Origin of the sequence: Allobrachymonas sp. (genome assembly GCF_041912815.1) — a bacterium.
Lineage (GTDB): Bacteria > Pseudomonadota > Gammaproteobacteria > Burkholderiales > Burkholderiaceae_C > Brachymonas.
The window spans coordinates 35,857-59,036 of sequence record NZ_JAYRLV010000004.1 but is presented as its reverse complement, the minus strand read 5'-3'; the positions used below and the strand labels follow the sequence as shown (position 1 = coordinate 59,036).

Sequence of the window (23,180 nt, the reverse complement as noted above, 5' to 3'; positions counted from 1 at the left end):
TTGCTCCTGCGGACGCCACCACGCCCGCCTCCAGAAAAACAAATTCCACCCCTATGCTCCCACGTGTCAGGAGCAGGCATGTACTGGCACCGGACACCATAGCCATCGCACACCCATGACAGGGCGTGCGGGGTCCCTGCAGCAGCCTCTGCGGCCCGGTGAGCGGGGGAGGTCAGTCCGCCGGCTCTCGCAGCGGCCGCAGCAGATGCGCATGCACCTGCCCCGCCTTGAGATGGCGCACGCGCTGCCAGCCCAGAAGCAGCAGATCCGCCTCGGTCCATTCGCGCCCGGACTCCAGATAGAGATAGCCTTCGTCGGCCACCACCTGCTGCGCCAGCCGCAGGGCGTCGGCATACCAGTCGCTGGCGTAGGGAGGATCGAGCAGCAGCAGATCGTAGCGCTCCCCTCCACCTGCCAGCACCGCGCGCGCGTCGCCCTGCCGCACCGCGACGGCAGTGGCCTGCAGCAGGCGAGCCTGTTCCTGCAGATGTCGCACCAGTCCGGCATGCTGCTCCACCATGCGCACCTCCGCTGCCCCCCGCGAGGCAGCCTCGAACCCGAGTGCACCGGTGCCCGCACACAGATCCAGGCACTTCCAGCCGCCCAGATCCTGCCCGAGCCAGTTGAACAGTGTCTCGCGCACACGGTCGGGCGTGGGACGCAGCCCCTCGGGCATTCCCTTGCCGCTCGGCACAGGCAGCAGGCGGCGCCGCCACTGGCCTCCGATGATGCGCACCTGCCCGGGAGCCAGTCGCGGGCGGTGGGACACAGGCGGGCGCTCCCCGCCAGCAGAAACACGACCGGATCGCTCTCCGGTCAAGGCTGAAGATCGTCTCATGCATGCATGATAGCGGTTGCCCCCTGTGCTGCCGGAACGGCCCCCACTACAATCAGTGGCCTTGCCTTCGTGCAGACCGGACACACCTGCGGAATGGAAGCCCTCCGCCCCATGCCCGCCTCTCGTTCGGACAGAGGATGCCGCGCCGTCTGCGCCTGCCGTTTTGCGCCCACACCCGCTCCATGTTCAGCTTCTTCAAGAAAAAACCTTCTCCTCCCGCCGCCACCGACACCCCCGTGGTGCCCACGCCCTCTCCTGCCGAGTCCCGCCCCGAGCCCGCAGCCGCTTCCCCTGCCCCGTCGGAGCCACCGGCTGGTGCGGGCGGATGGCTCGGCAAGCTCCGCCGCAGTTTCGGCGCAGAGGCACAGACCCCCGAGCCTCCCTCTCCGGCCCTGCCCGACGACCTCCCGCTCGCCCAGCAGGCCCTGGCCAATGCCCTGCAGGCTGCCCCCCTGTCGAGCGCTGGCCCGGCCGTCGAACCCTCCCCCATCGACGAGGCCGAACTCACCCAGGCCGCGCTCGACGCCGAGCCAGCCGACGCGGTCGAGGTACCGGCTCCCGTCCCTCCTGCTCCGACACAGCCCACCGACGCTGTGGCCGATGCTCCCGCGCGCAGCCGCTGGCTCGACCGGCTCCGCAATGGCCTGCGCCGCACCGGCAACAGCATCACCACCGTCTTTACCGGCACGCGCATCGACGACGCCCTCTACGAAGACCTCGAAGCCGCACTCCTCATGGCCGATGCCGGCGTCAATGCCACCCAGTACCTGCTCGACGATCTCAAGGGGCGCGTCAAGGCCGCCAAGGCCACCGACCCGGCCCAGGTGCGCGGTCTGCTGGCCGACGCCATCACCGACTTGCTGCACCCACTCGAAAAGCCGCTCGTGATCGGAGAACACACCCCCACCGTCATCATGGTCGCGGGCGTCAATGGCGCAGGCAAGACCACCTCCATCGGCAAGCTCACCAAGCATCTCGGCCACCACGGACAGGCCGTGCTGCTGGCTGCGGGCGACACCTTCCGTGCGGCCGCCCGCGAGCAACTCGCTGTCTGGGCCGACCGCAACACCGTCGAGATCGTCAGCAGCGCCGGCGGAGATCCTGCTGCACTGGCCTTCGACGCCGTGGCCGCAGGCCGCGCGCGCGGCAAGGACGTGGTGCTGGTGGACACCGCGGGCCGTCTGCCCACCCAGCTCCACCTCATGGAGGAGCTCCGCAAGATCCGGCGCACCATCCAGAAGGCCGAAGGCAGCGCCCCGCACGAGGTGCTGCTCGTCATCGACGGCAACACCGGCCAGAACGCCCTGGCCCAGGTCAAGGCCTTCGACGATGCGCTGCAGCTCACGGGCCTCATCGTCACCAAGCTCGACGGCACAGCCAAGGGCGGTGTGCTGTGTGCCATCGCCCGCGAGAAGCCGGTTCCGGTGTACTTCATCGGCGTGGGCGAAAAGCTCGAAGACCTCGAAACCTTCAACGCCCGCGAATTCGCACAGGCCCTGCTGGGCTGATTGCGGACGCTCCGGGGGGAGCCATGCGCTGCCCCCGGACAGATCCTTACAACTTGCCGCAGGCCGTTTCCATGGCGCCAGAGAGGGGGTGTTACCATCCCTGAACACGATGCGATGCCCGATCATGGATGTACACGATGCCTGCGCCTCCTTGGCAAATGACTCACAACCCAAAACAGGCAGGGGGTATTTGCTTTAATTCCCGCCTTTTTGGGGAACCTTTCCTGATCCGAGGTATCCAATCTCTCGAAAGGAGTGAAAGACCTATGGCCAAACAAGCTGTTTCTTCCACCGCTACCCATGACCTCGCCTTTGCCTCCAACTGGTCGGCAGTGGCGACCCTTCCGCCGCTCGGCAATCTCGACGCCTACATCACGGCAGTCAACCGCATGCCCATGCTCACCGCCGAGCAGGAATCCGAATACGCCCGCAAGCTGCGGGACCACAACGACCTCGACGCAGCAGGTCGCCTCATCATGTCGCATCTGCGTCTGGTGGTGGCCATCTCGCGCCAGTACCTGGGCTATGGCCTGCCGCAGGGCGACCTGATCCAGGAAGGCAACATCGGCCTCATGAAGGCCGTGCGCCGCTTCGATCCCACGCAGGGCGTGCGGCTCGTGAGCTATGCCATGCACTGGATCAAGGCCGAGATCCACGAGTACATCCTCAAGAACTGGCGCATGGTCAAGGTCGCCACGACCAAGGCGCAGCGCAAGCTGTTCTTCAACCTGCGCAGCAAGAAGCAGGGCTTCAAGGCCAGCGCCGACATGGACGACGCCCTCGCCCATCGCGACACCCTGACCGAGCAGGAAATCGACATCATCGCCCGGGACCTCCACGTCAAGCGCGAGGAAGTCATCGAGATGGAAACCCGCATGACCGGCGGCGACGTGCTGCTCGACCCCACGCCCACGGATGACGGCGAGCATGCGTTCGGCCCCATCGCCTACCTGAGCGACGCGAACCACGAGCCCACCGCCATGATCGAAGCCCGCCAGCGCGACGTGATGGCCACCGACGGCATTGCCGCCGCACTCGACACCCTCGACCCGCGCAGCCGCCGCATCGTCGAAGAGCGCTGGCTCAAGGTCAACGACGACGGCAGCGGCGGCATGACGCTGCACGAGCTGGCCTCGGAATACGGCGTGAGTGCCGAGCGCATCCGCCAGATCGAGACCGCCGCCATGAAGAAGATGAAGAAGGCCCTGGCCGAATACGCCTGATCCACCGGCCTTCTGCTTCTGCCCCTCCCCTACCGCCCCTCTGCCGAGGGGCGTTTTTTTGGCTGCCGCACTGTCTTTCCCCCTCAGCCCCACTCGGCAGGCGTTCCATAATGGCTTCATCGCCTTCGCCTGCCGAATCCCTGCCCTGCCGTTCCTGCAGGGGGCCATGCGGGCTGTGCGCTTCCGGTCATCGACCTTCCTTTTCTGCTCTTTGCCTGCCCATCCATGTCCATTTTTCAGCACCACACCACACACGCCGACATCCACGCCCCCAAGCGCATGCTGTATCCACCCATCGAGCCGTTCCGCACCGGCATGCTCGACACAGGCGACGGGCACGAGATCTACTGGGAGCTGGTGGGCAATCCGGCGGGGCAGCCGGCCATCTTCCTGCACGGTGGGCCGGGGGCAGGATGCAGCGCCGACCACCGCCGCCTGTTCGACCCCGAGCGCTACTGCGTGCTGCTGTTCGATCAGCGGGGCTGCGGCCGCTCGCGCCCGCATGCCAGCCTCGAACGCAACACGACCTGGGATCTCGTCTCCGACATCGAGCGGCTGCGCAGCATGCTGGGCACCGAGCGCTGGCTGGTCTTTGGCGGTTCGTGGGGCAGCACGCTGGCGCTGGCCTATGCCGAGGAATGCCCCGAGCACGTCAGCGCCCTCGTGCTGCGCGGCATTTTCACGCTGCGCCAGCATGAGCTGGACTGGTTCTACCAGGCAGGCGCCTCCTACCTCTATCCCGACCTGTGGGAGGAATACCTGGCCCCCATCCCGGAAGCCGAACGCGACGACATGGTGGCCGCCTACCGCCGCCGCCTCGTGGGCGACAATGCCGCCGCCCAGCTCGAAGCCGCACAGGCCTGGGCCCGCTGGGAAGGCCGCACCATCTCGCTGCTGCCTCCGCCTGATGCCGACCACTATGGCGATGCGCATTTCGCGCTGGCCTTCGCCCGCATCGAGAACCACTACTTCACACACCACGGCTTCATGGAAGAAGGGCAACTCATCGCCCATGTGGATCGTCTCCGGGGCATTCCAACGGTGATCGTGCAGGGACGCTACGACCTGTGCACCCCCGCCACCACAGCCTGGGACCTGTACCAGGCCATGGTGGCCATTCACCCCGAGGTGGAGCTGCACTGGGTGGGCAATGCCGGACACGCCTACAGCGAGCCCGGCATTCTCGACCAGCTGGTGCGGGCAACCGACCGACTGTGCGGCAAGGAGGACTGAGCCCCTCACGCGGCCCACCGCCCCACTGGCCGCGGCAGTTGTATCAGGCTGCCTCTGCTCCCAGCCCTTCTACGCCCGGGGGCGCGCTCAGGCAATCTCTCAGGAGCCTACGGCAAGTGGGCGCATGAGCGGCAGATTCGGACCGCTACCCCTGCGCGGACAGTCGGTGCGAGACAGACCGGAATGCTCTACAAGTTGTGACAATATGGCCGGCGCTCCTGTCACTGCAGGTTGTCCGAAGGCTGACGCGATGGTTACACTTTTCCCCAGAGTCTACGCACTCGGTTGTTGTAGCAGGGCCAGTCGAAGCCAATCCATGCCTCTGACCCATCCATGTTTCATTTTTGGAGGATTTTCAGATGACCACTCGTTTTGCCATGCGTACCGCCCTCGTGGCTGCCGCCCTTACCGCTGCCTTTGGTGCCAGCGCTGCTGTTCCGCACTCCAAGGAAGCCGCTGCGGCCAAGGCGCACAGCGCCACGCTGACAGCCCTGCCGGAAGCCCAATACACCGCCAATGCCGAAGCCCGCTGCGCCCCTCTGCCTGAAGGCTACAAGGAAGCCTGCATGGCCCGCGTGAAGGACGGTGCGGGCAGCAAGGAAGGCAGTGTGCAGGGCGGCGGCATCCTGTTCGAGAGCAAGACCACGGCTCCGCTGGGCTCCAAGCTGGACCTGCCCCCGAAGGTGGCTGCCGAACATGCGCCCATGGGCAAGCCGGCCAAGGCTGCCAAGCCCATGAAGCATGCTGTGCCCCACAAGCCCATGGCCAAGAAGCCCCTGCCCAAGAAGGCCCCGGCCCCGGCTCCGATGAAGGGCAAGCCAGCTCCTGCTCCCATGCAGCCGGCTCCTGCCGCGAAGTGAGCACATCCACGTGACCGGCCTGCCGCTCTGTGCGCTCACGCAGCGGCAGCCTTGCCTGTCCCAGCATGTGACCAGCCCGCCCTCCGGCGGGCTTTTTTGTGTGCTCGGAAAGCGTGTAGGAGCTCTGGCGCCGGTCCCTGGCATGGGTAGGCAGGGCCAATCCGGCGGCAGTATGATGACGCCCTTTCCTCTTTTCAGCAGTTGCCCCTTACCCTCATGTCGGATGGTCTGAACGTCTCCCAGCAAGAAGCTGTCAATTACCTGCAGGGCCCCTGCCTGGTGCTCGCGGGGGCGGGATCGGGCAAGACGCGCGTGATCACGCACAAGATCGGCCGCCTCATCCAGGCAGGCTGCGCCCCCGAGCGCATTGCGGCCATCACCTTCACGAACAAGGCCGCCGCAGAGATGCGCGAACGCGCCAAGGGCCTGATTGGCAAGGCAGCGGGCAAGGTGATCATCTGCACGTTCCACGCCCTGGGAGTGCGCATGCTGCGCGAGGACGGGCAGGCGCTGGGGCTCAAGGAGCAGTTCAGCATCCTGGACGCCTCGGATGTGCTCAGCCTGCTCAAGGACTGCGGGGGCACCACCGACGCAGCCGTGGCGCGCCAGTGGCAGTGGACGATCAGCCTGTGGAAGAACCAGGGGCTGACGGCCGAACAGGCGCTGGCCGCCTGCACGGTGGGCCATGACGAACACCGCAGCGCGGCCATGGTCATGGCCCGCTACCAGGAGCGCCTGGCGGCCTACCAGAGCGTGGATTTCGACGATCTGATCGGCCTGCCGCTCAAGCTGCTGCAGGAGCACCCCGAGGTGCGAGCCAAGTGGCAGCAGGCGCTGGGCTACGTGCTGGTGGACGAATACCAGGACACCAACGCCACCCAGTACGAGCTGCTCAAGCTGCTTGTGGGCTGGCCAGACCGGCCCGATGCGCGTTTTACCGCAGTGGGTGACGACGACCAGAGCATCTATGGCTGGCGGGGTGCCACGCTCGACAATCTGCGCAAGCTGCCGGTGGACTTCCCGGGGCTCAAGGTCATCAAGCTCGAACAGAACTACCGCTCGACCGGCGCGATCCTGCAGGCCGCCAACAATGTGATCGGCCCGAATCCCAAGCTGTTTCCCAAGACGCTGTGGAGCGCGCTGGGCGAAGGCGAGCCGGTGCGGGTGGTGGATGCCGACAACGAGGAACACGAGGCCGAGCGCGTGGTGGCCCGCATCCAGAGCCAGCGCGCCACCTCGCCGCACAAGGAATGGCGGGATTTTGCCGTGCTCTACCGCGCCAACCACCAGAGCCGGCTGATCGAGACTGCGCTGCGCAAGGCGCAGATTCCCTACAAGGTCTCGGGGGGCACCAGCTTTTTCGACCGAGCCGAAATCAAGGACCTGTGCGCCTGGTTCCGGCTGCTGGCCAACAACGACGACGATCCGGCCTTCCTGCGCGCCATCACCTGCCCCAAGCGCGGCATCGGGCACACCACCCTGGCGCAGCTCGGGGAGTTCGCCAACCGCTACCGCATCAGCATGTTCGAGGCCCTGTTCAGCCACTCGCTGGGCACGGCGCTGTCCAAGCGTGCCGTGGATGGCCTGCACGAGTTCGGCCGCTATCTCAACGATCTCGAATACCGCGCCCGCGCAACAAGCGGCGCCGAGGCGGCCAAGGCCTTCCTGCAGGAATGGCTGCGCGACATCGGCTTCGAGAAGTACCTCTACGACAGCGAGGACAGCGAGAAGGTGGCCGCCGGCCGCTGGAACAACGTGCTGGAATTCTGCGACTGGATGGCCAACCGCTGCGGTGGCTTCGTGGACGACACGGCGGGCGTGACCATGCAGAGCACCACCAGGACGGTGCTCGAAATCGCGCAGAACGTGGCCCTGCTCTCCACCATCTCGGAGCGCCAGCAGGACCAGAACGTGGTCACGCTCTCCACGCTGCATGCAGCCAAGGGGCTGGAATGGCCGCACGTCATGCTTGTCGGCGTGACCGAGGGCATGCTGCCCTTCAAGGTGGAAGATGCCGAGGGCAATACGGAAAGCGAGGGCCTGGCCCAGCGCATCCAGGAGGAGCGGCGGCTCATGTACGTGGGCATCACCCGCGCCCAGCGCAGCCTGGCCGTGAGCTGGCCCAAGAAGCGCAAGAAGGGCCGCGACCTCGTCAGCGCGCAGCCCAGCCGCTTCATCAAGGAAATGGCGCTCGACGCCGCCACCGTCAAGGAAGACCCGCGCGAGAAGCTCAAGGCCCTGCGCGCCGAGTTCGCCAAGCGGGCCGCCGCCAGCAAGGCCTCACAGGCGCCACACTGATCCCCCGCCCGGACGCGGGTGGCATGCAGACCTGCATGTCCGCCGCAGCCGGGCATCTCCCGTTCCCTTCTTTTTTCTGTGCCTGCACTTTTTTTGCCATGACCTTTGCCGACACCCTGGCCACCCTGCCCTCCATCGACCATCTGCGCGGACTCGACATCGTGAATGAACGGGGCGAGGTGATGCACCACATTCCCCATGCGCCGGGCAAGACCGGCTCACTGCGGCTGTATGCCGCACTGGCAGACCGCTTCGGGGGGCTGCTGGATGCCGCCGCCGTGGAACAGGGGCTGCAGTGGTTTGGCGAACACGTGGCCGACGCCGAGGCCCATCCCGGAGCCCATCCCAACATCGATCTGCTGCTGCAGCAGCGCAAGGCCCTGGCCGGCTGGCGCCTGGTGCCGCTGCCGCGCTGAGTCCCGGCACGCTGCCCCCGAGGCGGCAAGTGCCTGTCCCGCAGGGGCGCGCCATCACGCGATGGGTTCGACCGTGACTCCCACCGACAGCGTGTGGTCTGCGTGGCCATACAGCACTCCCCGTATGGGAGAGACATCGGCAAAGTCGCGGCCAACGGCCAGACACACATAGTCTTCGCCCGGCGCCATCCAGCCCACGCGGTTGTTGGTGGGATCGAGATCGAACCAGCCTCCCTGGGGAGCGGAGTCCTCCCCCGCCGGGACAGCCCCGCCGATCACCGGCAGCCAAGCCGGCAGATCGGGCACATAGACCGACACCCAGGCGTGCGAGGCATCGGCTCCGCGCAGCCGCGGCTGACCGGGCGGCGGCATGGTGAGCAGGTAGCCACTGACGTAGCGGGCGGCCAGCCCGAGCGAGCGCAGGCAGCACAGCAGCACATGGGCAAAGTCCTGGCAGACGCCGGCGCGCCGGATCAGCGTGGTTTCGGCCGGTGTGCCGATCTCGGTGCTGCCGGCGCGATAGCTGAACTCATGGTGAATGCGGGCCGTGAGGTGGCAGGCTGCCTCCACCAGCGCACGCCCCGGCGTGAACGAGGGACTGGCATAGTCGATGAATTCGGGACGGGTGCGCACATGCACCGAAGGGTACACGTACTGGCTGGCCGGATCGTAGGGGGCTCCCTGTCGGTACACGAAGCGCTCGCGCACAGCCTCCCAGGCCACGGTGCTGAAGGCGGGTGGCGGTGCCGTGGTGCACACGTCGCTGACAGAGCGCACACCCAGATGGTCATGGGGATGGTCGATGGCGAACCAGTCCACCCCATTGCCGAAAAGATCCTGCCGATGCTCGATCCAGGCAGGCGCGGGATCGACGTCGAGCGCGTGCAGGAGCGTCGTCTGCAGCGGAGTGGCCACGGGCCGCAGATGCGCCTGATGCAGTGCGCCATCGACCATGTGCTCGTAGAGATAGCGGGTGTCATGGGTGATGCGCAGCTTCATGGATCATGCCCCCAGACTGAGCCGCACCTGGCGCGTATGGGTGAAGTGCCGCACCGTGAGCGCCTGCGAGAGTTCCCCCATGGCACGGCGCACCTCCTGCAGCAGCGCATGCAGGGCTGCCCGGTGCCCCTGGGCATCGGCCTGGGCGAGCATGGCGGGATCGACATTCCCCGGCTCGGGCAGGTGCAGAGCCAGATCCTCCAGATCGGGCGGATTGCCTTCCTGCAGGCGGGCCAGCCGCCCCGAGAGCGACTGCATGACCCACCCCAGGGCACGCGGGTTCTCGCGGCTGTGCACCAGCAGCTCCAGCAGCGCGGCCAGATCATGGCTCTGCTGGTAGCGCGCATGGAACGAGATGGTGCTGTCGCACAGAACCAGCAGGGCCTCGAAGCCGTCATCATCCTCCACGGCGCGGGTGGAAAAGGCCAGATCAAAGGCCTCGCACAGAAAGCCGGCCCGCTCGATGAAGCGGCCGATCGAGAGCAGCCGCCAGCCGTTGTCGCGCATCATGCGGTCGAGCTGGGCGCCGATGATGCCGGAGAGCCGCCGCATGAGGTCGCGCAGCAGCTCCTGCGCATCGGCCCACGAGGGCACAGGCTGGGCGGCCAGGGCACGGCTTTCGAGGGCAAAGGTTTCCTGCAGCGAGCGGATTTCGGCCCAGTGCTCCAGCGCAAGCCGGTCGCGCACCTGCGAGGCCGCATGCCGCAGCGACTGCAGGTTGAAGGCCAGCGAGCACAGGCCGTCCTGCCCGGCCATGCCGGTGATGAGGGCATGGACAAAGGCCTGTCGATCCTCCACCAGCCCGGGCGTGCCCGGTGGCACCAGCCCTTGTGCGCGGGCGAGCGCATCGAGCCAGCCCCGCAGCGGGTGCGAAGCCTGCTCCTCGCCGGTCAGGGTATTGAGAATGAGCTGGATGAGGCGGGCATTGTTCTCGATGCGCTCGGTGTAGCGCCCCATCCAGAACAGGTTGTCTGCCGCCCGACTGGTGACGTTGCGCACCGGCGCACCGCGCGCAGCCAGGGTCCGGACGACCGGGCGGGGCGCCATGCCCTGCATCTCCTGCTGCTGGCTGGAGAGCACCCACACATCCGCGCTGGAGCCGCCCCAGCGCATCGAGGACAGCTCCCCGCCCTCGCTGGCGAGCCGGGCCATGCCTCCGGGCAGCACCCGCCAGCTGTCCGCCCCGTTGGAGAGGGCAAACACGCGCACGATGGCGGGGCGCTCCAGCAGCTCGCCTGCCCCCGCCTGTGCCCCGGCTGCAGGGCGCCAGATGGGTACGCCCGAAGCGGGCAGATAGCGCTGCACGGTGCACTCATCGGCCTGGGCACGGATGCGGTTCACCCACTCCGCACGCTGGGCCGTAGTAAGCCAGCGCGTGAGTGCCGTGTCGAAGTGCTGGCGTGCCGGTGCGCCCGGATACGGCGCCGGATAGGTCGGCTTGATGACGCAGCCGTCGATGAGCCCCAGGGCCTGTTCGCGTGCGGCTGCCTCGCCGCACCACCAGGTCGGCAGGGCAGGCAGCGCCAGCTCCTCACCGATGAGGCGACGGGCCAGCGCGGGCAGGAAGCCGAGCAGCGCCCCGGACTCCAGAAACCCGGCCCCCGGCGCATTGGCCATGAGCACATGGCCGGCACGGAGCGCCTCCAGCAGACCGGGCACGCCCAGCTGCGAATCGGGGCGCAGCTCCAGAGGGTCGAGGAACTGGTCGTCCATGCGCTTGATGAGCACATCGACCCGTTCGAGGCCCTGCAGGGTCTTGAGGTAGAGCCGGCGGTCGCGCACCGTGAGGTCGCTGCCCTCCACGAGCGAGATGCCCAGATAGCGCGCCAGATAGGCATGCTCGAAATAGGTTTCGTTGTAGGGCCCGGGGGTGAGCAGGGCAATGTGCGCATCCTCGCCGGCAGGGCTCGCCTGCCGCAGGCTGGCCATGAGGCTGCGATAGGCCCCTGCAAGCCGCCGCACGTGCATGCCGTCGAAGGCCTGCGGGAACTGGTGCGAGACGGCGTGGCGGTTCTCCAGCAGATACCCCAGCCCCGAAGGGGCCTGCAGCCGCTGGGAAACGATCCACCAGCCGCCCTCCGGCCCCCGTGCCAGATCGAAGGCGGCAATGTGCAGCCTCCGCCCGCCCACCGGCGTGACACCGTGCATGCAGGGCAGGTAGTCGGGGTGCCCCTGCACCAGCGCAGGCGGCAGCAGCCCCTCGCGCAGCAGATGCTGGGGGCCATAGACATCGGCCAGGATGTGCTCGAGCACCCGCACCTGCTGCAGCACGCCCTGGCGGATGTGGGCCCAATCGGCCGCGCCGATGAGCAGCGGAAACAGGTCGACGGCCCACGGGCGCTGCACATCGCCGTCACCGGCGTAGACGTTGTAGCTGACATCGTCCTCGCGGATCTGGCGACGCAGCCCCTGCAGGCGTGCGTCGAGCGCGGCGGGATCGGGCCGCGTATGGCGCCAGAAGTCGCGCCACGCCGGCGCCAGATCCTCCTGCCGCAGGCCGGGCAGATCCAGCCGCCCCCCCTCGCAGCGCGCCTGCCCCAGCAGCTCGCTGAAGCGCAGCACGCTGCCGGGAGCGCAGACAGGGGGAGACGCCGGCACCAGGCCGGGCGGAGAGGAGGAAGAAAGCACGAAGGACACGTCCCGGATTGTCCGCTTCCGGCTCAGTATCTGGAAGCCGCAGGATGGCGGCGCAGATCCAGAGTGAACGGAAATTCACGGTCTGCCAGCATGGAATTGCTGGTGGGCAGCGCGTTGCGGGCCAGATCCAAGGTGCCAGGCGTATGGCCGAGCCGGAAAAAGCGCGCCAGCCGGCGGCTTTCCGCCTCGTAGGCGTTGACGGGCAGCGTCGCGTAGTTGCGTCCACCCGGATGGGCCACATGGTAGGAACAGCCGCCGAGCGAGCGCCCCATCCAGGTGTCGACCACATCGAAGGTCAGGGGAGCATGCACCCCAATGCTGGGGTGCAGGGCGGACGGCGGATTCCAGGCCTTGTAGCGCACCCCGGCCACCAGCACCCCGGCCTTGCCGGTGGGCTGCAGGGGCACCGGCACGCCGTTGCAGGTGATGGTGTGGCGGGCCGGGTTGAAGCCCCGCACCTCGACCTCCAGCCGTTCCAGCGAAGAATCCACATAGCGCACGGTGCCCCCCCCGCCGCTTTCTTCGCCCATGACGTGCCAGGGCTCCAGCGCGCTGCGCAGGGTAAGCGTGACGCCGTCGGCCTCCATGTCCCCGATGTGAGGGAAACGGAACTCGAAATGCGGAGCGAACCACGCATCCTCGAACGCGAATCCAGCGGCACGCAGCTCGGACATGACATCGGCAAAGTCGGCCTGCACAAAGGTGGGCAGCATGAAGCGGTCGTGCAGCTCGGTGCCCCAGCGCGTCAGGGGAGCGCGGTAGGGCTCACGCCAGAACCGGGCAATGAGCGCACGCATCAGCAGCTGCTGCACCACGCTCATGCGGGCATGGGGCGGCATCTCGAAGGCACGCAGCTCCAGCAGCCCCAGACGGCCGGTGCTGGAATCGGGCGAGTAGAGCTTGTCGATGCAGAACTCGCTGCGATGGGTGTTGCCCGTGACGTCGATCAGGATGTTGCGCAGGCTGCGGTCGACCAGCCAGGGCTGCATCTGTTCGCCGTACTTGGCCTGTGCCCCGTGGATTTCGGCCAGGGCGATTTCGAGCTCGTAGAGCTGGTCGTTGCGTGCCTCGTCCACCCGGGGGGCCTGACTGGTCGGGCCAATGAAGAGCCCGCTGAACAGATAGGAAAGACTGGGGTGGTTGTGCCAATAGGACAGCAGGCTGGCCAGCACGTCGGGCCGGCGCAGGAAGGGGCTCTCGTCAGGCGTGGCGCCGCCCATCACGAAGTGATTGCCACCGCCCGTGCCGGTATGCCGTCCGTCCGTCATGAACTTCTCGGCGGAGAGCCGGCAGTGGAAGGCCGCGTCGTACAGGAACTCGGTACGCGACACGATCTCGCGCCAGGTGCGGGCAGGCTGGATGTTGACCTCGATCACTCCGGGGTCGGGCGTGACCTGCAGCATGGTCAGACGGGGATCGCGGGGCGGCAGATAGCCTTCGAGCACCACGGCCACATCGAGCGCCTCGGCGGTGCGCTCGATGGCGGCCACCAGGTCGAGGTAATCCTCCAGCCGCACGACCGGGGGCATGAACACATACAGCGCCTGATAGCCCTTGGAGGGATCCTTGGGATCGACGATGCCCGTGGTGCGCCGCGTGTCGCGCGCCTCCACGCACAGGGCGGTGCGCACGATCCACGGTGCCGATTCGTACAGCCGCGGCTTGCGCTCGCGCAGCTGCCCGCTGGCCATGCCGTCGTCATCCGCGTCCTCGTGCATGCCCACCATGCCGCCACCGGCGAGATTCTCGCTTTCGCGACGGTGGTGCCTTGCAGCGGCCCCCTCCTTCTGGCAGGCGGCCGCGTCCCTGCCTGCGGCAGCGCGTGCCTGCGCGCCCGGGCGGTCCTGTGCGGGCTGGTCGGCACCGGTGCTGTCGAGCTCCTCGCGCGGCTCGAAGGGATCGACCGGCACGGGCACCGCGCGGTCATCGGCGGCCACCCAGGGCAGCCGGTCGAGCGGCAGACGCAGCCCCACCGGGGAGTCGCCCGGAAGCAGATAGAGCTGCCCTTCGCGCAGATGCCAGGGGCTGGTGGCCCAGCGGGGGGCATGCTCGGCCGTCAGCTCGGCGTAGGTGCCCACTTCGGAGACTGCCTGCAGAGGCAGCACGTAGCCCACAGGCCGTGCGAGGCCCTGTCCGAACACGCGGCCCAGCCGGGCACGCTCCAGACTGTCGTCGAGCCGCGCATCCTGCGGCGTGACGTTGCTGGGCAGACGCTGCTCGCGCCACAGGTGATACCAGGTGTCCTCCAGCGCTGGCATGACGTGGCTGTCGGTGATGCCCAGCTCCTCGGCCAGCTGGCGGATGAAGCGGTCGGCATCTTCCTGGGTGTAGTGCTGGGGCGTGCGCTCATCGGCCAGACGGGCCGGGTTGTGCCACACGGGCTCGCCGTCGGTGCGCCACAGGGCCGAGAGGGCCCACCGCGGCAGCTGCTCGCCCGGATACCACTTGCCCTGCCCACAGTGCAGGAAGCCCCCTTGACCATACTGGTCGCGCAGACGGTGCAGCAGCTCGATGGCCCGTTCCCGCTTGCGCGGCCCGAGCGCTGTGGTGTTCCACTCTGGCGCGTCGCGGTCGTCGATGGACACGAAAGTCGGCTCACCCCCCATGGTGAGGCGTACATCCCCCTCCTGCAAGGAAGCATCCACGGCATCACCCAGGGCGAGCACGCGCTCCCACTGCGCATCCGAATACGGCAGCGTGACGCGGGGGGTTTCCAGAATGCGGGACACCGACATCTCGTGGCTGAAGGTCACCTCGCAGGGATCGACCAGTCCCTCGATGGGCGCGGCCCCCCCGGGCTGGGGCGTGCAGGCCAGCGGAATGTGCCCTTCGCCCGCAAACAGTCCCGAGGTGGCATCGAGCCCCACCCAGCCGGCCCCCGGCAGGTAGACCTCGCACCAGGCGTGCAGGTCGGTGAAGTCATGGTCGGTGCCGCTGGGGCCGTCGAGCGACTTCACATCGGGCTTGAGCTGGATCAGGTAGCCGGACACGAAGCGCGCCGCCAGCCCCAGATGGCGCAGCAGCTGCACCAGCAGCCATGCCGAGTCGCGGCAGGACCCGCTGGCCTTGCCCAGGGTCTCCTCCGGCGTCTGCACGCCGGGTTCCATGCGGATGAGATAGCGCACATCCTGATGCACCCGCTGGTTGAGCGCCACCAGAAAGTCCACCGTCGGCGTGGCGCTGCGGTCCACGCCTGCCAGATACTTCTCCAGCAGCGGCGTGAGCGGGTCTGCCGCCAGATAGGGCGCCAGCTCCTGCTGCTCCAGCTCGCCATAGGCAAACGGAATCTGCTCGGCCTCGGGCTCCAGGAAGAAATCGAACGGATTGAACACCGCCATTTCCGCCACCAGATCCACCGTGACCTTGAACTCCTGCGTGGGCTCCGGGAACATCAGGCGCGCCTGGTAGTTGGCGAACGGATCCTGCTGCCAGTTGATGAAATGCTGGGCCGGCTCGACCTTGAGGCTGTAGGAAAGGATGCGACTGCGGCTGTGGGGGGCTGGCCGCAGGCGCACCACCTGCGGTCCGAGCTGCACCAGGCGGTCGTACCGGTAGTGGGTGACGTGGTGAAGTGCGGCGTGTATCGACATGGCTGTGCCCTGCTGGATCATCGGCCCGCGCTCCCGAACAGGGGAGACACGGTCCTGGAAATGGAAGTTCCGCTCATTCTCGTGCGAACGGAAGGCTTCCCTGCGAATCGTGCATCACGAAAGGGGCCTGTCTTCCTCATGGGCGCCGAGGCATGGAAGGCCGGCGCCATGAGGAAAACGGGGCCCTGTCTGGTCAGTCAAGCAATACACATGCCAGCTGCACCCCCTGGGGCTGCAGGGCCGTGCCTAGCTGGCTCCCCCCTGCTCCATGCACGGCCATCGGCACCCCCCTGGGGGCAGATGCACCACTCAGGCTGCCGCGCCGGCAAGCCCCTGCGCTGCGGCCCAGGTCAGCACAAATCCCAGCTGCACCATCCCGGTGCGCGTCAGAACCCGGTTGTAGCCCTTGCCTGGCGCGTGGCGCACAACATCGGTCACCTGCCTGAGCGCAGGCACGAGCATCACCAGCGGCAGAGCCATCCAGGGCGAATTCGCTGCCGGCCCGATCAGCGGCAGAATCACAAACGGAAACAGCATCGCCCCTGCATACAGAAGTCGGCTGGCCGGCAGACCCAGCCGCACCGCCAGCGTGCGCTTGCCCGCCCGCACATCGGTCGCACGGTCGCGGGTGTTGTTGACCAGCATGACTGCCGCCGCAAAGGCTCCCATCGCATGCCCCATCCACCAGACACGGGCTGTGGGCACGCCGGCCTGCAGCCAGAAGGTACCCCCCACTGCCGCCAGGCCAAAGAAGCACCAGACGAACACTTCCCCCCACGGTCCATAGGCAATCGGACGCGGCCCCGAGGTATAGGCCCAGCCACACACCAGTGCCAGCAACCCTGTCGCCACGATGGGCCAGCCCCCCACTCCTGCCAGCACGATGCCAAGCAGGAATGCGCCCCCCATCGCCAGAAATCCCGCACGCCTCACGGCGGCAGCTGGCAGCCAGCCACTGGCCACCGCCCGCGGAGGCCCCAGTCGATCGGGCTGGTCGGCCCCCTTCTCGTAGTCGCCCACATCGTTGAGCAGATTGGTGCCGATCTGGATGCACATGGCCGCCAGCAGCGTCACCAACGCCAGCAGCCCGTGCAGACGTCCTGTCTGCAGCCAGGCCAGCATGCACCCTGCCACTACCGGCGAAAGGGTCACGGTCAGGGTGTAGGGCCGGGCCGCCAGCCACCAGGCATGCGCGGCAGACGGCGCAGCCGAACCGGCAGGCGCGGGGACAGGGAGAACATCGCCCCGCAGGGATTCATCGGAAGAAGCAGACATGGCGCCCCATTGTAGGGGAGGGCCGGAAGCGCCCAGCCCTCCCATGGGCCGCAACGCCGCCCCTTTCAGCGCATGGCAAACAGCTCCTGATGGAAGCGCCCTGCCGGCAATCCCTGCGCCAGCAGATCGGTCCGCAGCGCCGTGCCGAATCCTGCCGGGCCGCAGAACCAGACACTGGCCGTGCGCCATTCCGGCACGGCCGCACGCAGGCGTTCGCCCGTCAGGCGTCCATCACGCGCATCGACCAGCACATGCAGGTGCACCCCTGCTGCAGCCGCATCGGCCTCCAGCAGCGCGAGCGCCTCGGGGTCGAGTTCCGTTGTGGTGTGGAACAGATCCACCTCGGGCGCATGGGCACCCTGAGCCCGCTCCTGCGCCATTTCCTTGAGCCGCGCCACAAAGGGCGTGATGCCGATGCCCCCTCCCACCCAGATCTGGCGGGGAGCATCGTCATTGAAGGTAAAGCACCCATACGGCCCTTCCACCGTGGCCGGCATGCCGGGCTGCAGCGCCTGCGGCAGAGTGGCGGTGTAATCGCCCAGCGCCTTGGTGATGAACGTGATTTCCCGCGTGGCGGGATCCCACTGCGACGCGATCGTGTACGGATGCGCCCCTTCCGCACGATGCGTGGTCACAAAGGCAAACTGCCCTGCTTCATGCCCCGGCCATCCGGAAGCAAGCCGCAGTGTGGTGCGCACCACGCGCAATGCAGGCAGGCGATGCACCTCCAGGATCTCGCCAGACACCTTGCGCCCGGCCCCCACGCGCCCCAGCAGCACCATCAGGGCAGCCACCACTCCGGCCGCAGTCAGGACGGCCATCAGCCATCCCACCGGCTGGGACCAGTAGGCATACTTGAGCAGCACCACCGTATGAAAGGCCAGCACCAGATAGGCCACGGCCAGCAAGCGGTGTGTCTTGGCAAACAGCCGGTAGGGGAACCACTTCACGAGCGCCAGAACCATCAGCACCACAGCCCCATAGAAGGCCCACTCTCCCATCGATTCGGCCAGATGGCGCTGCGTGTTGAGCCACTGCTCCAGCGTCACAACCGCCTGTGCCGCCCCTTCTCCGCCGCCTCGGGGGCCACGGCGTGCGGGGCGCTCCAGCCAGCCCCAGTCCACCATCCACTTCGTCCCCTTGGACATCCACCAGTGCACCACCGACACCACCAGCGCCGTGATCCCCAGCCATTTGTGCAGGCGGTACATCTTGTCAAGCCCATTGAGCCGGGCCTCCAGCCACCGCGGACGGGTCGCCAGCACCATGCCCACGCTCATCACCGCCATGGCCACCACGCCGGTGAACTGGATAAAGACCTCCCTGAACGGGAAATACCTGAACGGCTGCACCCACAGCGTATCGGCCATGAACCACAATCCCGCAGGCACCAGCAGCACCAGCCACCACCCCATCTTGATATTCTTCATTCTGTCCTCGCAAAAAAGTTCCGGACTCCGTGGTCCTCACGCACAGATAGAGTGCATCCCGACCCCGAAGTTCCCGTATCCATGTTCACCTTGCCGCATGCCTCTTAAGCTTCCCTGAACCGCCTGGCGCCGTCCACCTTGCCCCAAGCCGGGCGCCGGCGCCCCCATACACGCTGTCACACCTGCCGCTGAACTTTGCAGCCGCCATGTGATCTGCCCTTACACACTCATTTCCATCTTCCGACGAACATCCCATGACTGCCATCCTCCCGATCCGTCCTTCCGCTGCCCCTGCGCGCGCCCTCCGCGGGCCCGCCGCCCTGCTGCTCACCGGTCTCACCCTGCTGACCTCTTGCCTGCGTTGCGCCCCTGCCCTACGCCACGATCGACAGCGGTGTCTGGAGCGATGTCGGGGTCGTCCAGCCCGACCCGCTGCTCATTCCCTACGACCCGCCGCCGGTTCTGGTCGAAACCCCGCCCCCCATGCCCTTCATCGGCGCCATCTGGATCGGCGGCTACTGGACCTGGCAGAACCAGTGGGTCTGGGCGCGCGGCCACTGGGCCAGTGCCCCGCGTCCGGGCTATACCTGGATGCATCCCTACTATGCCCATCGTGGCAATGGCGTCGTGTTCGTCAATGGTCACTGGACTGCGCCTGGCCACCGCTTCGTGCCGCCCGGCCCCTCTACCCCCCTGCATGCGGTTCAGGCCCCCGTCAACGGACGTCCGTGGGGAGCCACCGCCCCTCACGCCCCCACAGCGCCGGCTGGCAACCCCACGGGCTGGATGCATGCCACGCAGGGCCGTACAGCGCCTGCAGTTTCCCCGGCGGCCCAGCCCGGCACTCCTGCTCCAGCCGCTGTCCCACGTCCTGCCTGGATGTCACAGCGCCCGCGCACCTTGCCGAACTCTCCGGCGGCCGAGCAGCGCCGCATGGCTCCCCAGGCACAGCGTGTGGAACGTGCCCGCACGTTCCAGCGCGATCCCCGAGCTATCCAGCAGCCACAGCAGCAGCGCCCCAACAACCGGCCCCAGGAGCATCGCGAATCTCACGATTCCCGGAGTGAACCCCACTTCTGATCCCCCCCCTGCGCGCCTCCCTGCCGCCCCCTGCTGCAGACAGGGCGACAGACAGGCCGGGGGATTCGCAAACGGCACCCCAGGTGGTACAACGTGCGCATGGCATCTTCCGGAGCTTTCCCGATGCGCCCCCTGCCGCCCCCCACCTCCTCTCTTTCCATGCCCGCGCTGCCCCCCGCCCTTCGGCGGGAGGGGGGGTCTGATTCTTCGACTCAAGACCTCGCCTCGCGCCGCCACCTGCTGCTCCTGGCCGGGGGAGGCTGCGCAGCCCTCCTGCTCGCGGGCTGCGCCAGCCCTGCCCACACAGCCCGTCGGCGCTCTTCCGGCACCTCCCTGGGCACGCTCCGGACCGACTACCCCTCCATCGCCCTGCTGCATCCGCTGCAGTTTTCCGGCGACCTGCGCGAAGCCGCCATTGCCCGGGCCATGCTCGCCATCAACACACCCTACACCTACGGCGGCAATACGCTGGAAGGAGGCTTCGACTGCAGTGGCCTCGTGCAATACGTCTTCAGCGGCATTGCTCCCCGTGCCTTGCCTCGCAGCACCCTGCAGTGGGCCCAGTCGAGTCGCCCCCTTGCCGTGAACCAGCTGCAGCGGGGTGACCTGGTGTTTTTCGATACCTCCGGCAGCCCCTTCTCGCACATGGGCATCTATATCGGCCGCCGCGAATTCATCCATGCCCCTTCTTCGGGGGGCATCGTGCGCACCGCCAGCCTCTACAGCCCCTACTTTGCCTCCCGCTTCAACGGTGCACGCACGGTATTCCGCGGGTGAGCCACCCGGCATGGCACCCGGTGCCATGCGCAAGTTTTGCCCATCCGCCTCTTGAATCCCCCTGGATCGCCCTTATCATTAGCACTCGCCAGGGTAGAGTGCTAAAGCCATCCACGCATGTGTGCCGGGATGGCCAGCCGCCTCTGCCGGCCGATGCTTTCCCCGTCCTGCACGGACGCGTTTCCGTGCAGGCAGGGAACATCCCCTGTTTCAACTGTTTGTCTCATCACGACTTACTTTCAAGGAGAGTCCATGAACCTGCGTCCCCTGCACGATCGCGTGATCGTCAAGCGTCTGGAAAACGAAACCAAAACCGCTTCCGGCATCGTCATCCCCGACAACGCCACCGAGAAGCCCGACCAGGGTGAAGTGCTGGCCATCGGCCCCGGCCGCATCAACGACAAGGGCGAAGTCAAGCCCCTGAACGTCAAGGTCGGTGACCGTGTGCTGTTCGGCAAGTACAGCGGCCAGTCCGTCAAGGTCGACGGCGAGGAACTGCTGGTGATGAAGGAAGACGACATCTTCGCCGTCGTCGAGAAGTAATACCCACCCCATCCCGCACGGATGCGTGGCCGCATGGCACAGGCATCCTGCACCACTGAATCACTGGAGAATTTGCAAATGGCAGCTAAAGACGTAGTTTTCGGCGCTGACGCCCGCGCCCGCATGGTCGAAGGCGTGAACATCCTGGCCAACGCGGTCAAGACCACCCTGGGCCCCAAGGGCCGCAACGTGGTGCTCGAGCGCTCCTTCGGCGCTCCCACCGTGACCAAGGACGGTGTGTCCGTGGCCAAGGAAATCGAGCTCAAGGACAAGCTCATGAACATGGGCGCCCAGATGGTCAAGGAAGTCGCTTCCAAGACCTCCGACAACGCGGGCGACGGCACCACCACCGCCACCGTGCTGGCCCAGGCCATCGTGCGCGAAGGCATGAAGTACGTGGCCGCCGGCATGAACCCCATGGACCTCAAGCGCGGCATCGACAAGGCTGTCGCCGCACTGGTCGAGCAGCTCAAGGCCGCTTCCAAGCCCACCACCACCTCCAAGGAAATCGCACAGGTTGGCTCCATTTCCGCCAACTCCGACGAATCCATCGGCCAGATCATCGCTGACGCCATGGACAAGGTCGGCAAGGAAGGCGTGATCACCGTCGAAGACGGCAAGAGCCTGAGCAACGAACTCGACGTCGTGGAAGGCATGCAGTTCGACCGTGGCTACCTGTCTCCCTACTTCATCAACAACCCCGAAAAGCAGGTCGCTGTTCTCGAAAACCCCTTCGTGCTGCTGTTCGACAAGAAGATCAGCAACATCCGTGACCTGCTGCCCGTGCTCGAGCAAGTGGCCAAGGCCAGCCGCCCGCTGCTGATCATTGCCGAAGACGTGGACGGCGAAGCCCTCGCCACCCTGGTGGTCAACACCATCCGCGGCATCCTGAAGGTCGTGGCCGTCAAGGCTCCGGGCTTCGGCGACCGTCGCAAGGCCATGCTCGAAGACATCGCCATCCTGACCGGCGGCAAGGTCATCGCCGAAGAAGTCGGCCTGACGCTCGAGAAGGTGACCCTGGCCGATCTGGGCCAGGCCAAGACCATCGAAGTGGCCAAGGAAAACACCACGATCATCGACGGCGCAGGCGCTGCTGCCGACATCGAGGCACGTGTCAAGCAGATCCGTGTCCAGATCGAGGAAGCCACCTCCGACTACGACCGCGAAAAGCTGCAGGAACGTGTGGCCAAGCTCGCCGGTGGCGTGGCCGTGATCAAGGTCGGCGCTGCCACCGAAGTCGAAATGAAGGAAAAGAAGGCCCGTGTCGAAGACGCCCTGCACGCCACCCGTGCAGCCGTCGAGGAAGGCATCGTCGCCGGTGGTGGCGTGGCCCTACTGCGTGCCCGCGCCAGCGTGGGTGAGCTCACCAGCGCCAACGCCGACCAGAACGCCGGCATCAAGCTGGTGTTCAAGGCCATCGAAGCCCCCCTGCGCGAGATCGTCGCCAACGCCGGTGACGAGCCCAGCGTGGTGGTCAACAAGGTGCTGGAAGGCGCCGGCAACTTCGGCTACAACGCTGCCAACCACGTGTATGGCGACATGATCGAAATGGGTATCCTGGACCCGACCAAGGTGACCCGCACTGCGCTGCAGAACGCCGCCTCCGTGGCCAGCCTGATGCTGACCACCGAGTGCATGGTGGCCGAAGCCCCCAAGGAAGACGCTCCTGCCGCCGGCATGGGTGACATGGGCGGCATGGGAGGCATGGGCGGGATGATGTAATTCATCTCCGCCGGTCTCCGGCTGCAGGGCAAGCGGGCGCGGTTCCCGCAAGCCGCTGATCCCTGCATCCGGCCCACCGCACCAACCCTCTCGTCCTTCGGGGCGGGAGGGTTTTTTCATGCGCAGGCAGCGTGCCGAACACCCCACCCTGCGGTCTTCTCCATCCCCCACATCCCGATACAGAACGCCCCTTCCAATCCCTTGAAAATCCTTTGATGGCGCTTACTTAGGAGACATGCAACGTTGCCGTGAACTTGAATTTTCACCTTCAACCTGATGGAGAAACGCATGAATACCCTGATCAACCGCAATCCCCTGCTCGATGACTTCTTCAAGGATGTCGCTCCCGGCTTTTTCATCAAGCCGCTGCATGGCGAGCCTCTGCCGCCGCCCTCGCAGCTCCGGATCGACGTCAAGGAATCCGGTCAGGACTTCACCGTGCATGCCGATCTTCCCGGCGTCCCCAAGGAAGACATCCAGGTGGGAGTCGAAGGCAATGTGGTGACCATACGCGCCGAGGTCAAGCAGCAGGACAGCCACCGCGAAGGCGACAAGGTCCTGCGCACCGAGCGCTACCAGGGCGAGGTGGCCCGCAGCTTCCAGCTGCCTGCAGAGATCGATGAATCCGCTGCCAAGGCCCGATACGAAAATGGCGTGCTCGTGCTCACCCTGCCCAAGAAAGCCGTCAACGTCCCGCAGCGCATCCGGATCGAGTAAGTAAGGCCGGTCGGGCTTTTCCTGCGGCGCAGAT

General features: G+C 66.8%; 17 protein-coding genes. 11 read left to right on the top strand and 6 right to left on the bottom strand.

Going from position 1 to position 23,180, the window contains the following annotated elements:
- Positions 1-172: 172 nt before the first annotated feature.
- Positions 173-838 (bottom strand): 16S rRNA (guanine(966)-N(2))-methyltransferase RsmD, encoded by a 666-nt coding sequence (rsmD, locus tag ACE3P9_RS05095; protein ID WP_374492202.1) that lies wholly within the window; start codon positions 836-838, stop codon positions 173-175.
- 182 nt (positions 839-1,020) lie between these two features.
- Between rsmD and ftsY the strand changes: the two genes are divergently transcribed.
- From ftsY to ACE3P9_RS05065, 6 genes are all read left to right on the top strand, one after another.
- Positions 1,021-2,346, top strand: coding sequence for a signal recognition particle-docking protein FtsY (ftsY, locus tag ACE3P9_RS05090; RefSeq protein ID WP_374492201.1), 1,326 nt, complete (start codon positions 1,021-1,023; stop codon positions 2,344-2,346).
- A 227-nt stretch (positions 2,347-2,573) separates the two neighbouring features.
- Positions 2,574-3,569 carry an RNA polymerase sigma factor RpoH gene (gene rpoH, locus ACE3P9_RS05085; RefSeq protein WP_374492320.1) on the top strand — a complete coding sequence of 332 codons (996 nt, stop codon included), beginning with the start codon at positions 2,574-2,576 and terminating at the stop codon, positions 3,567-3,569.
- A 225-nt stretch (positions 3,570-3,794) separates the two neighbouring features.
- Positions 3,795-4,802: a prolyl aminopeptidase gene (gene pip, locus ACE3P9_RS05080; protein WP_374492200.1), complete on the top strand. Its 1,008-nt coding sequence runs from the start codon at positions 3,795-3,797 to the stop codon at positions 4,800-4,802.
- A gap of 359 nt (positions 4,803-5,161) precedes the next feature.
- A complete protein-coding gene (locus tag ACE3P9_RS05075) occupies positions 5,162-5,662 on the top strand; it encodes a hypothetical protein (RefSeq protein WP_374492199.1) in 501 nt (166 codons plus the stop codon).
- Positions 5,663-5,878: 216 nt separating this feature from the next.
- Complete coding sequence (locus ACE3P9_RS05070; RefSeq protein WP_374492198.1) at positions 5,879-7,960, top strand: ATP-dependent helicase; 2,082 nt, start codon at positions 5,879-5,881, stop codon at positions 7,958-7,960.
- A gap of 98 nt (positions 7,961-8,058) precedes the next feature.
- The gene (locus tag ACE3P9_RS05065) at positions 8,059-8,376 is read left to right on the top strand and encodes a DUF2322 family protein (protein WP_374492197.1); all 318 of its coding nucleotides are present in this window, start codon (positions 8,059-8,061) and stop codon (positions 8,374-8,376) included.
- A 54-nt stretch (positions 8,377-8,430) separates the two neighbouring features.
- On the opposite strand, the gene ACE3P9_RS05060 is transcribed toward ACE3P9_RS05065, so the two are convergent.
- The 5 genes from ACE3P9_RS05060 to ACE3P9_RS05040 all read right to left on the bottom strand — a co-directional run bounded on the left by ACE3P9_RS05060 (position 8,431) and on the right by ACE3P9_RS05040 (position 18,307).
- Positions 8,431-9,375 carry a transglutaminase N-terminal domain-containing protein gene (locus tag ACE3P9_RS05060; RefSeq protein ID WP_374492195.1) on the bottom strand — a complete coding sequence of 315 codons (945 nt, stop codon included), beginning with the start codon at positions 9,373-9,375 and terminating at the stop codon, positions 8,431-8,433.
- Positions 9,376-9,378: 3 nt separating this feature from the next.
- The gene (locus ACE3P9_RS05055) at positions 9,379-12,012 is read right to left on the bottom strand and encodes a circularly permuted type 2 ATP-grasp protein (protein ID WP_374492193.1); all 2,634 of its coding nucleotides are present in this window, start codon (positions 12,010-12,012) and stop codon (positions 9,379-9,381) included.
- A gap of 23 nt (positions 12,013-12,035) precedes the next feature.
- Positions 12,036-15,602: a DUF2126 domain-containing protein gene (locus ACE3P9_RS05050; RefSeq protein ID WP_374492192.1), complete on the bottom strand. Its 3,567-nt coding sequence runs from the start codon at positions 15,600-15,602 to the stop codon at positions 12,036-12,038.
- 309 nt (positions 15,603-15,911) lie between these two features.
- Positions 15,912-16,877, bottom strand: coding sequence for a 1,4-dihydroxy-2-naphthoate octaprenyltransferase (gene menA, locus ACE3P9_RS05045; RefSeq protein WP_374492191.1), 966 nt, complete (start codon positions 16,875-16,877; stop codon positions 15,912-15,914).
- A 65-nt stretch (positions 16,878-16,942) separates the two neighbouring features.
- Positions 16,943-18,307: a ferric reductase-like transmembrane domain-containing protein gene (locus tag ACE3P9_RS05040; protein WP_374492190.1), complete on the bottom strand. Its 1,365-nt coding sequence runs from the start codon at positions 18,305-18,307 to the stop codon at positions 16,943-16,945.
- Positions 18,308-18,790: 483 nt separating this feature from the next.
- On the opposite strand from ACE3P9_RS05040, the gene ACE3P9_RS05035 reads away from it, so the two are divergent.
- The 5 genes from ACE3P9_RS05035 (at position 18,791) to ACE3P9_RS05015 (ending at position 23,146) form a co-directional block, all read left to right on the top strand.
- A complete protein-coding gene (locus tag ACE3P9_RS05035) occupies positions 18,791-19,387 on the top strand; it encodes a hypothetical protein (RefSeq protein ID WP_374492189.1) in 597 nt (198 codons plus the stop codon).
- 159 nt (positions 19,388-19,546) lie between these two features.
- Positions 19,547-20,164: a C40 family peptidase gene (locus ACE3P9_RS05030; RefSeq protein ID WP_374492188.1), complete on the top strand. Its 618-nt coding sequence runs from the start codon at positions 19,547-19,549 to the stop codon at positions 20,162-20,164.
- Positions 20,165-20,416: 252 nt separating this feature from the next.
- The gene (groES, locus tag ACE3P9_RS05025; RefSeq protein ID WP_374492187.1) at positions 20,417-20,707 is read left to right on the top strand and encodes a co-chaperone GroES; all 291 of its coding nucleotides are present in this window, start codon (positions 20,417-20,419) and stop codon (positions 20,705-20,707) included.
- Between the two features lie 78 nt (positions 20,708-20,785).
- On the top strand, positions 20,786-22,429 hold the full coding sequence (gene groL / locus ACE3P9_RS05020; protein WP_374492186.1) for a chaperonin GroEL: 1,644 nt from the start codon (positions 20,786-20,788) through the stop codon (positions 22,427-22,429).
- Between the two features lie 288 nt (positions 22,430-22,717).
- Positions 22,718-23,146 (top strand): Hsp20/alpha crystallin family protein, encoded by a 429-nt coding sequence (locus ACE3P9_RS05015; protein ID WP_374492184.1) that lies wholly within the window; start codon positions 22,718-22,720, stop codon positions 23,144-23,146.
- Positions 23,147-23,180: the final 34 nt, after the last annotated feature.

Coding starts and splice junctions, on each gene's coding strand:
- rsmD (WP_374492202.1), bottom strand. CDS start 838: ATGAGACGATCTTCAGCCTTGACCGGAGAGCGATCCGGTCGTGTTTCT.
- ftsY (WP_374492201.1), top strand. CDS start 1,021: ATGTTCAGCTTCTTCAAGAAAAAACCTTCTCCTCCCGCCGCCACCGAC.
- pip (WP_374492200.1), top strand. CDS start 3,795: ATGTCCATTTTTCAGCACCACACCACACACGCCGACATCCACGCCCCC.
- ACE3P9_RS05075 (WP_374492199.1), top strand. CDS start 5,162: ATGACCACTCGTTTTGCCATGCGTACCGCCCTCGTGGCTGCCGCCCTT.
- ACE3P9_RS05070 (WP_374492198.1), top strand. CDS start 5,879: ATGTCGGATGGTCTGAACGTCTCCCAGCAAGAAGCTGTCAATTACCTG.
- ACE3P9_RS05065 (WP_374492197.1), top strand. CDS start 8,059: ATGACCTTTGCCGACACCCTGGCCACCCTGCCCTCCATCGACCATCTG.
- ACE3P9_RS05060 (WP_374492195.1), bottom strand. CDS start 9,375: ATGAAGCTGCGCATCACCCATGACACCCGCTATCTCTACGAGCACATG.
- ACE3P9_RS05050 (WP_374492192.1), bottom strand. CDS start 15,602: ATGTCGATACACGCCGCACTTCACCACGTCACCCACTACCGGTACGAC.
- menA (WP_374492191.1), bottom strand. CDS start 16,877: ATGTCTGCTTCTTCCGATGAATCCCTGCGGGGCGATGTTCTCCCTGTC.
- ACE3P9_RS05040 (WP_374492190.1), bottom strand. CDS start 18,307: ATGAAGAATATCAAGATGGGGTGGTGGCTGGTGCTGCTGGTGCCTGCG.
- ACE3P9_RS05035 (WP_374492189.1), top strand. CDS start 18,791: ATGCCCTTCATCGGCGCCATCTGGATCGGCGGCTACTGGACCTGGCAG.
- ACE3P9_RS05030 (WP_374492188.1), top strand. CDS start 19,547: ATGCCCGCGCTGCCCCCCGCCCTTCGGCGGGAGGGGGGGTCTGATTCT.
- groES (WP_374492187.1), top strand. CDS start 20,417: ATGAACCTGCGTCCCCTGCACGATCGCGTGATCGTCAAGCGTCTGGAA.
- groL (WP_374492186.1), top strand. CDS start 20,786: ATGGCAGCTAAAGACGTAGTTTTCGGCGCTGACGCCCGCGCCCGCATG.
- ACE3P9_RS05015 (WP_374492184.1), top strand. CDS start 22,718: ATGAATACCCTGATCAACCGCAATCCCCTGCTCGATGACTTCTTCAAG.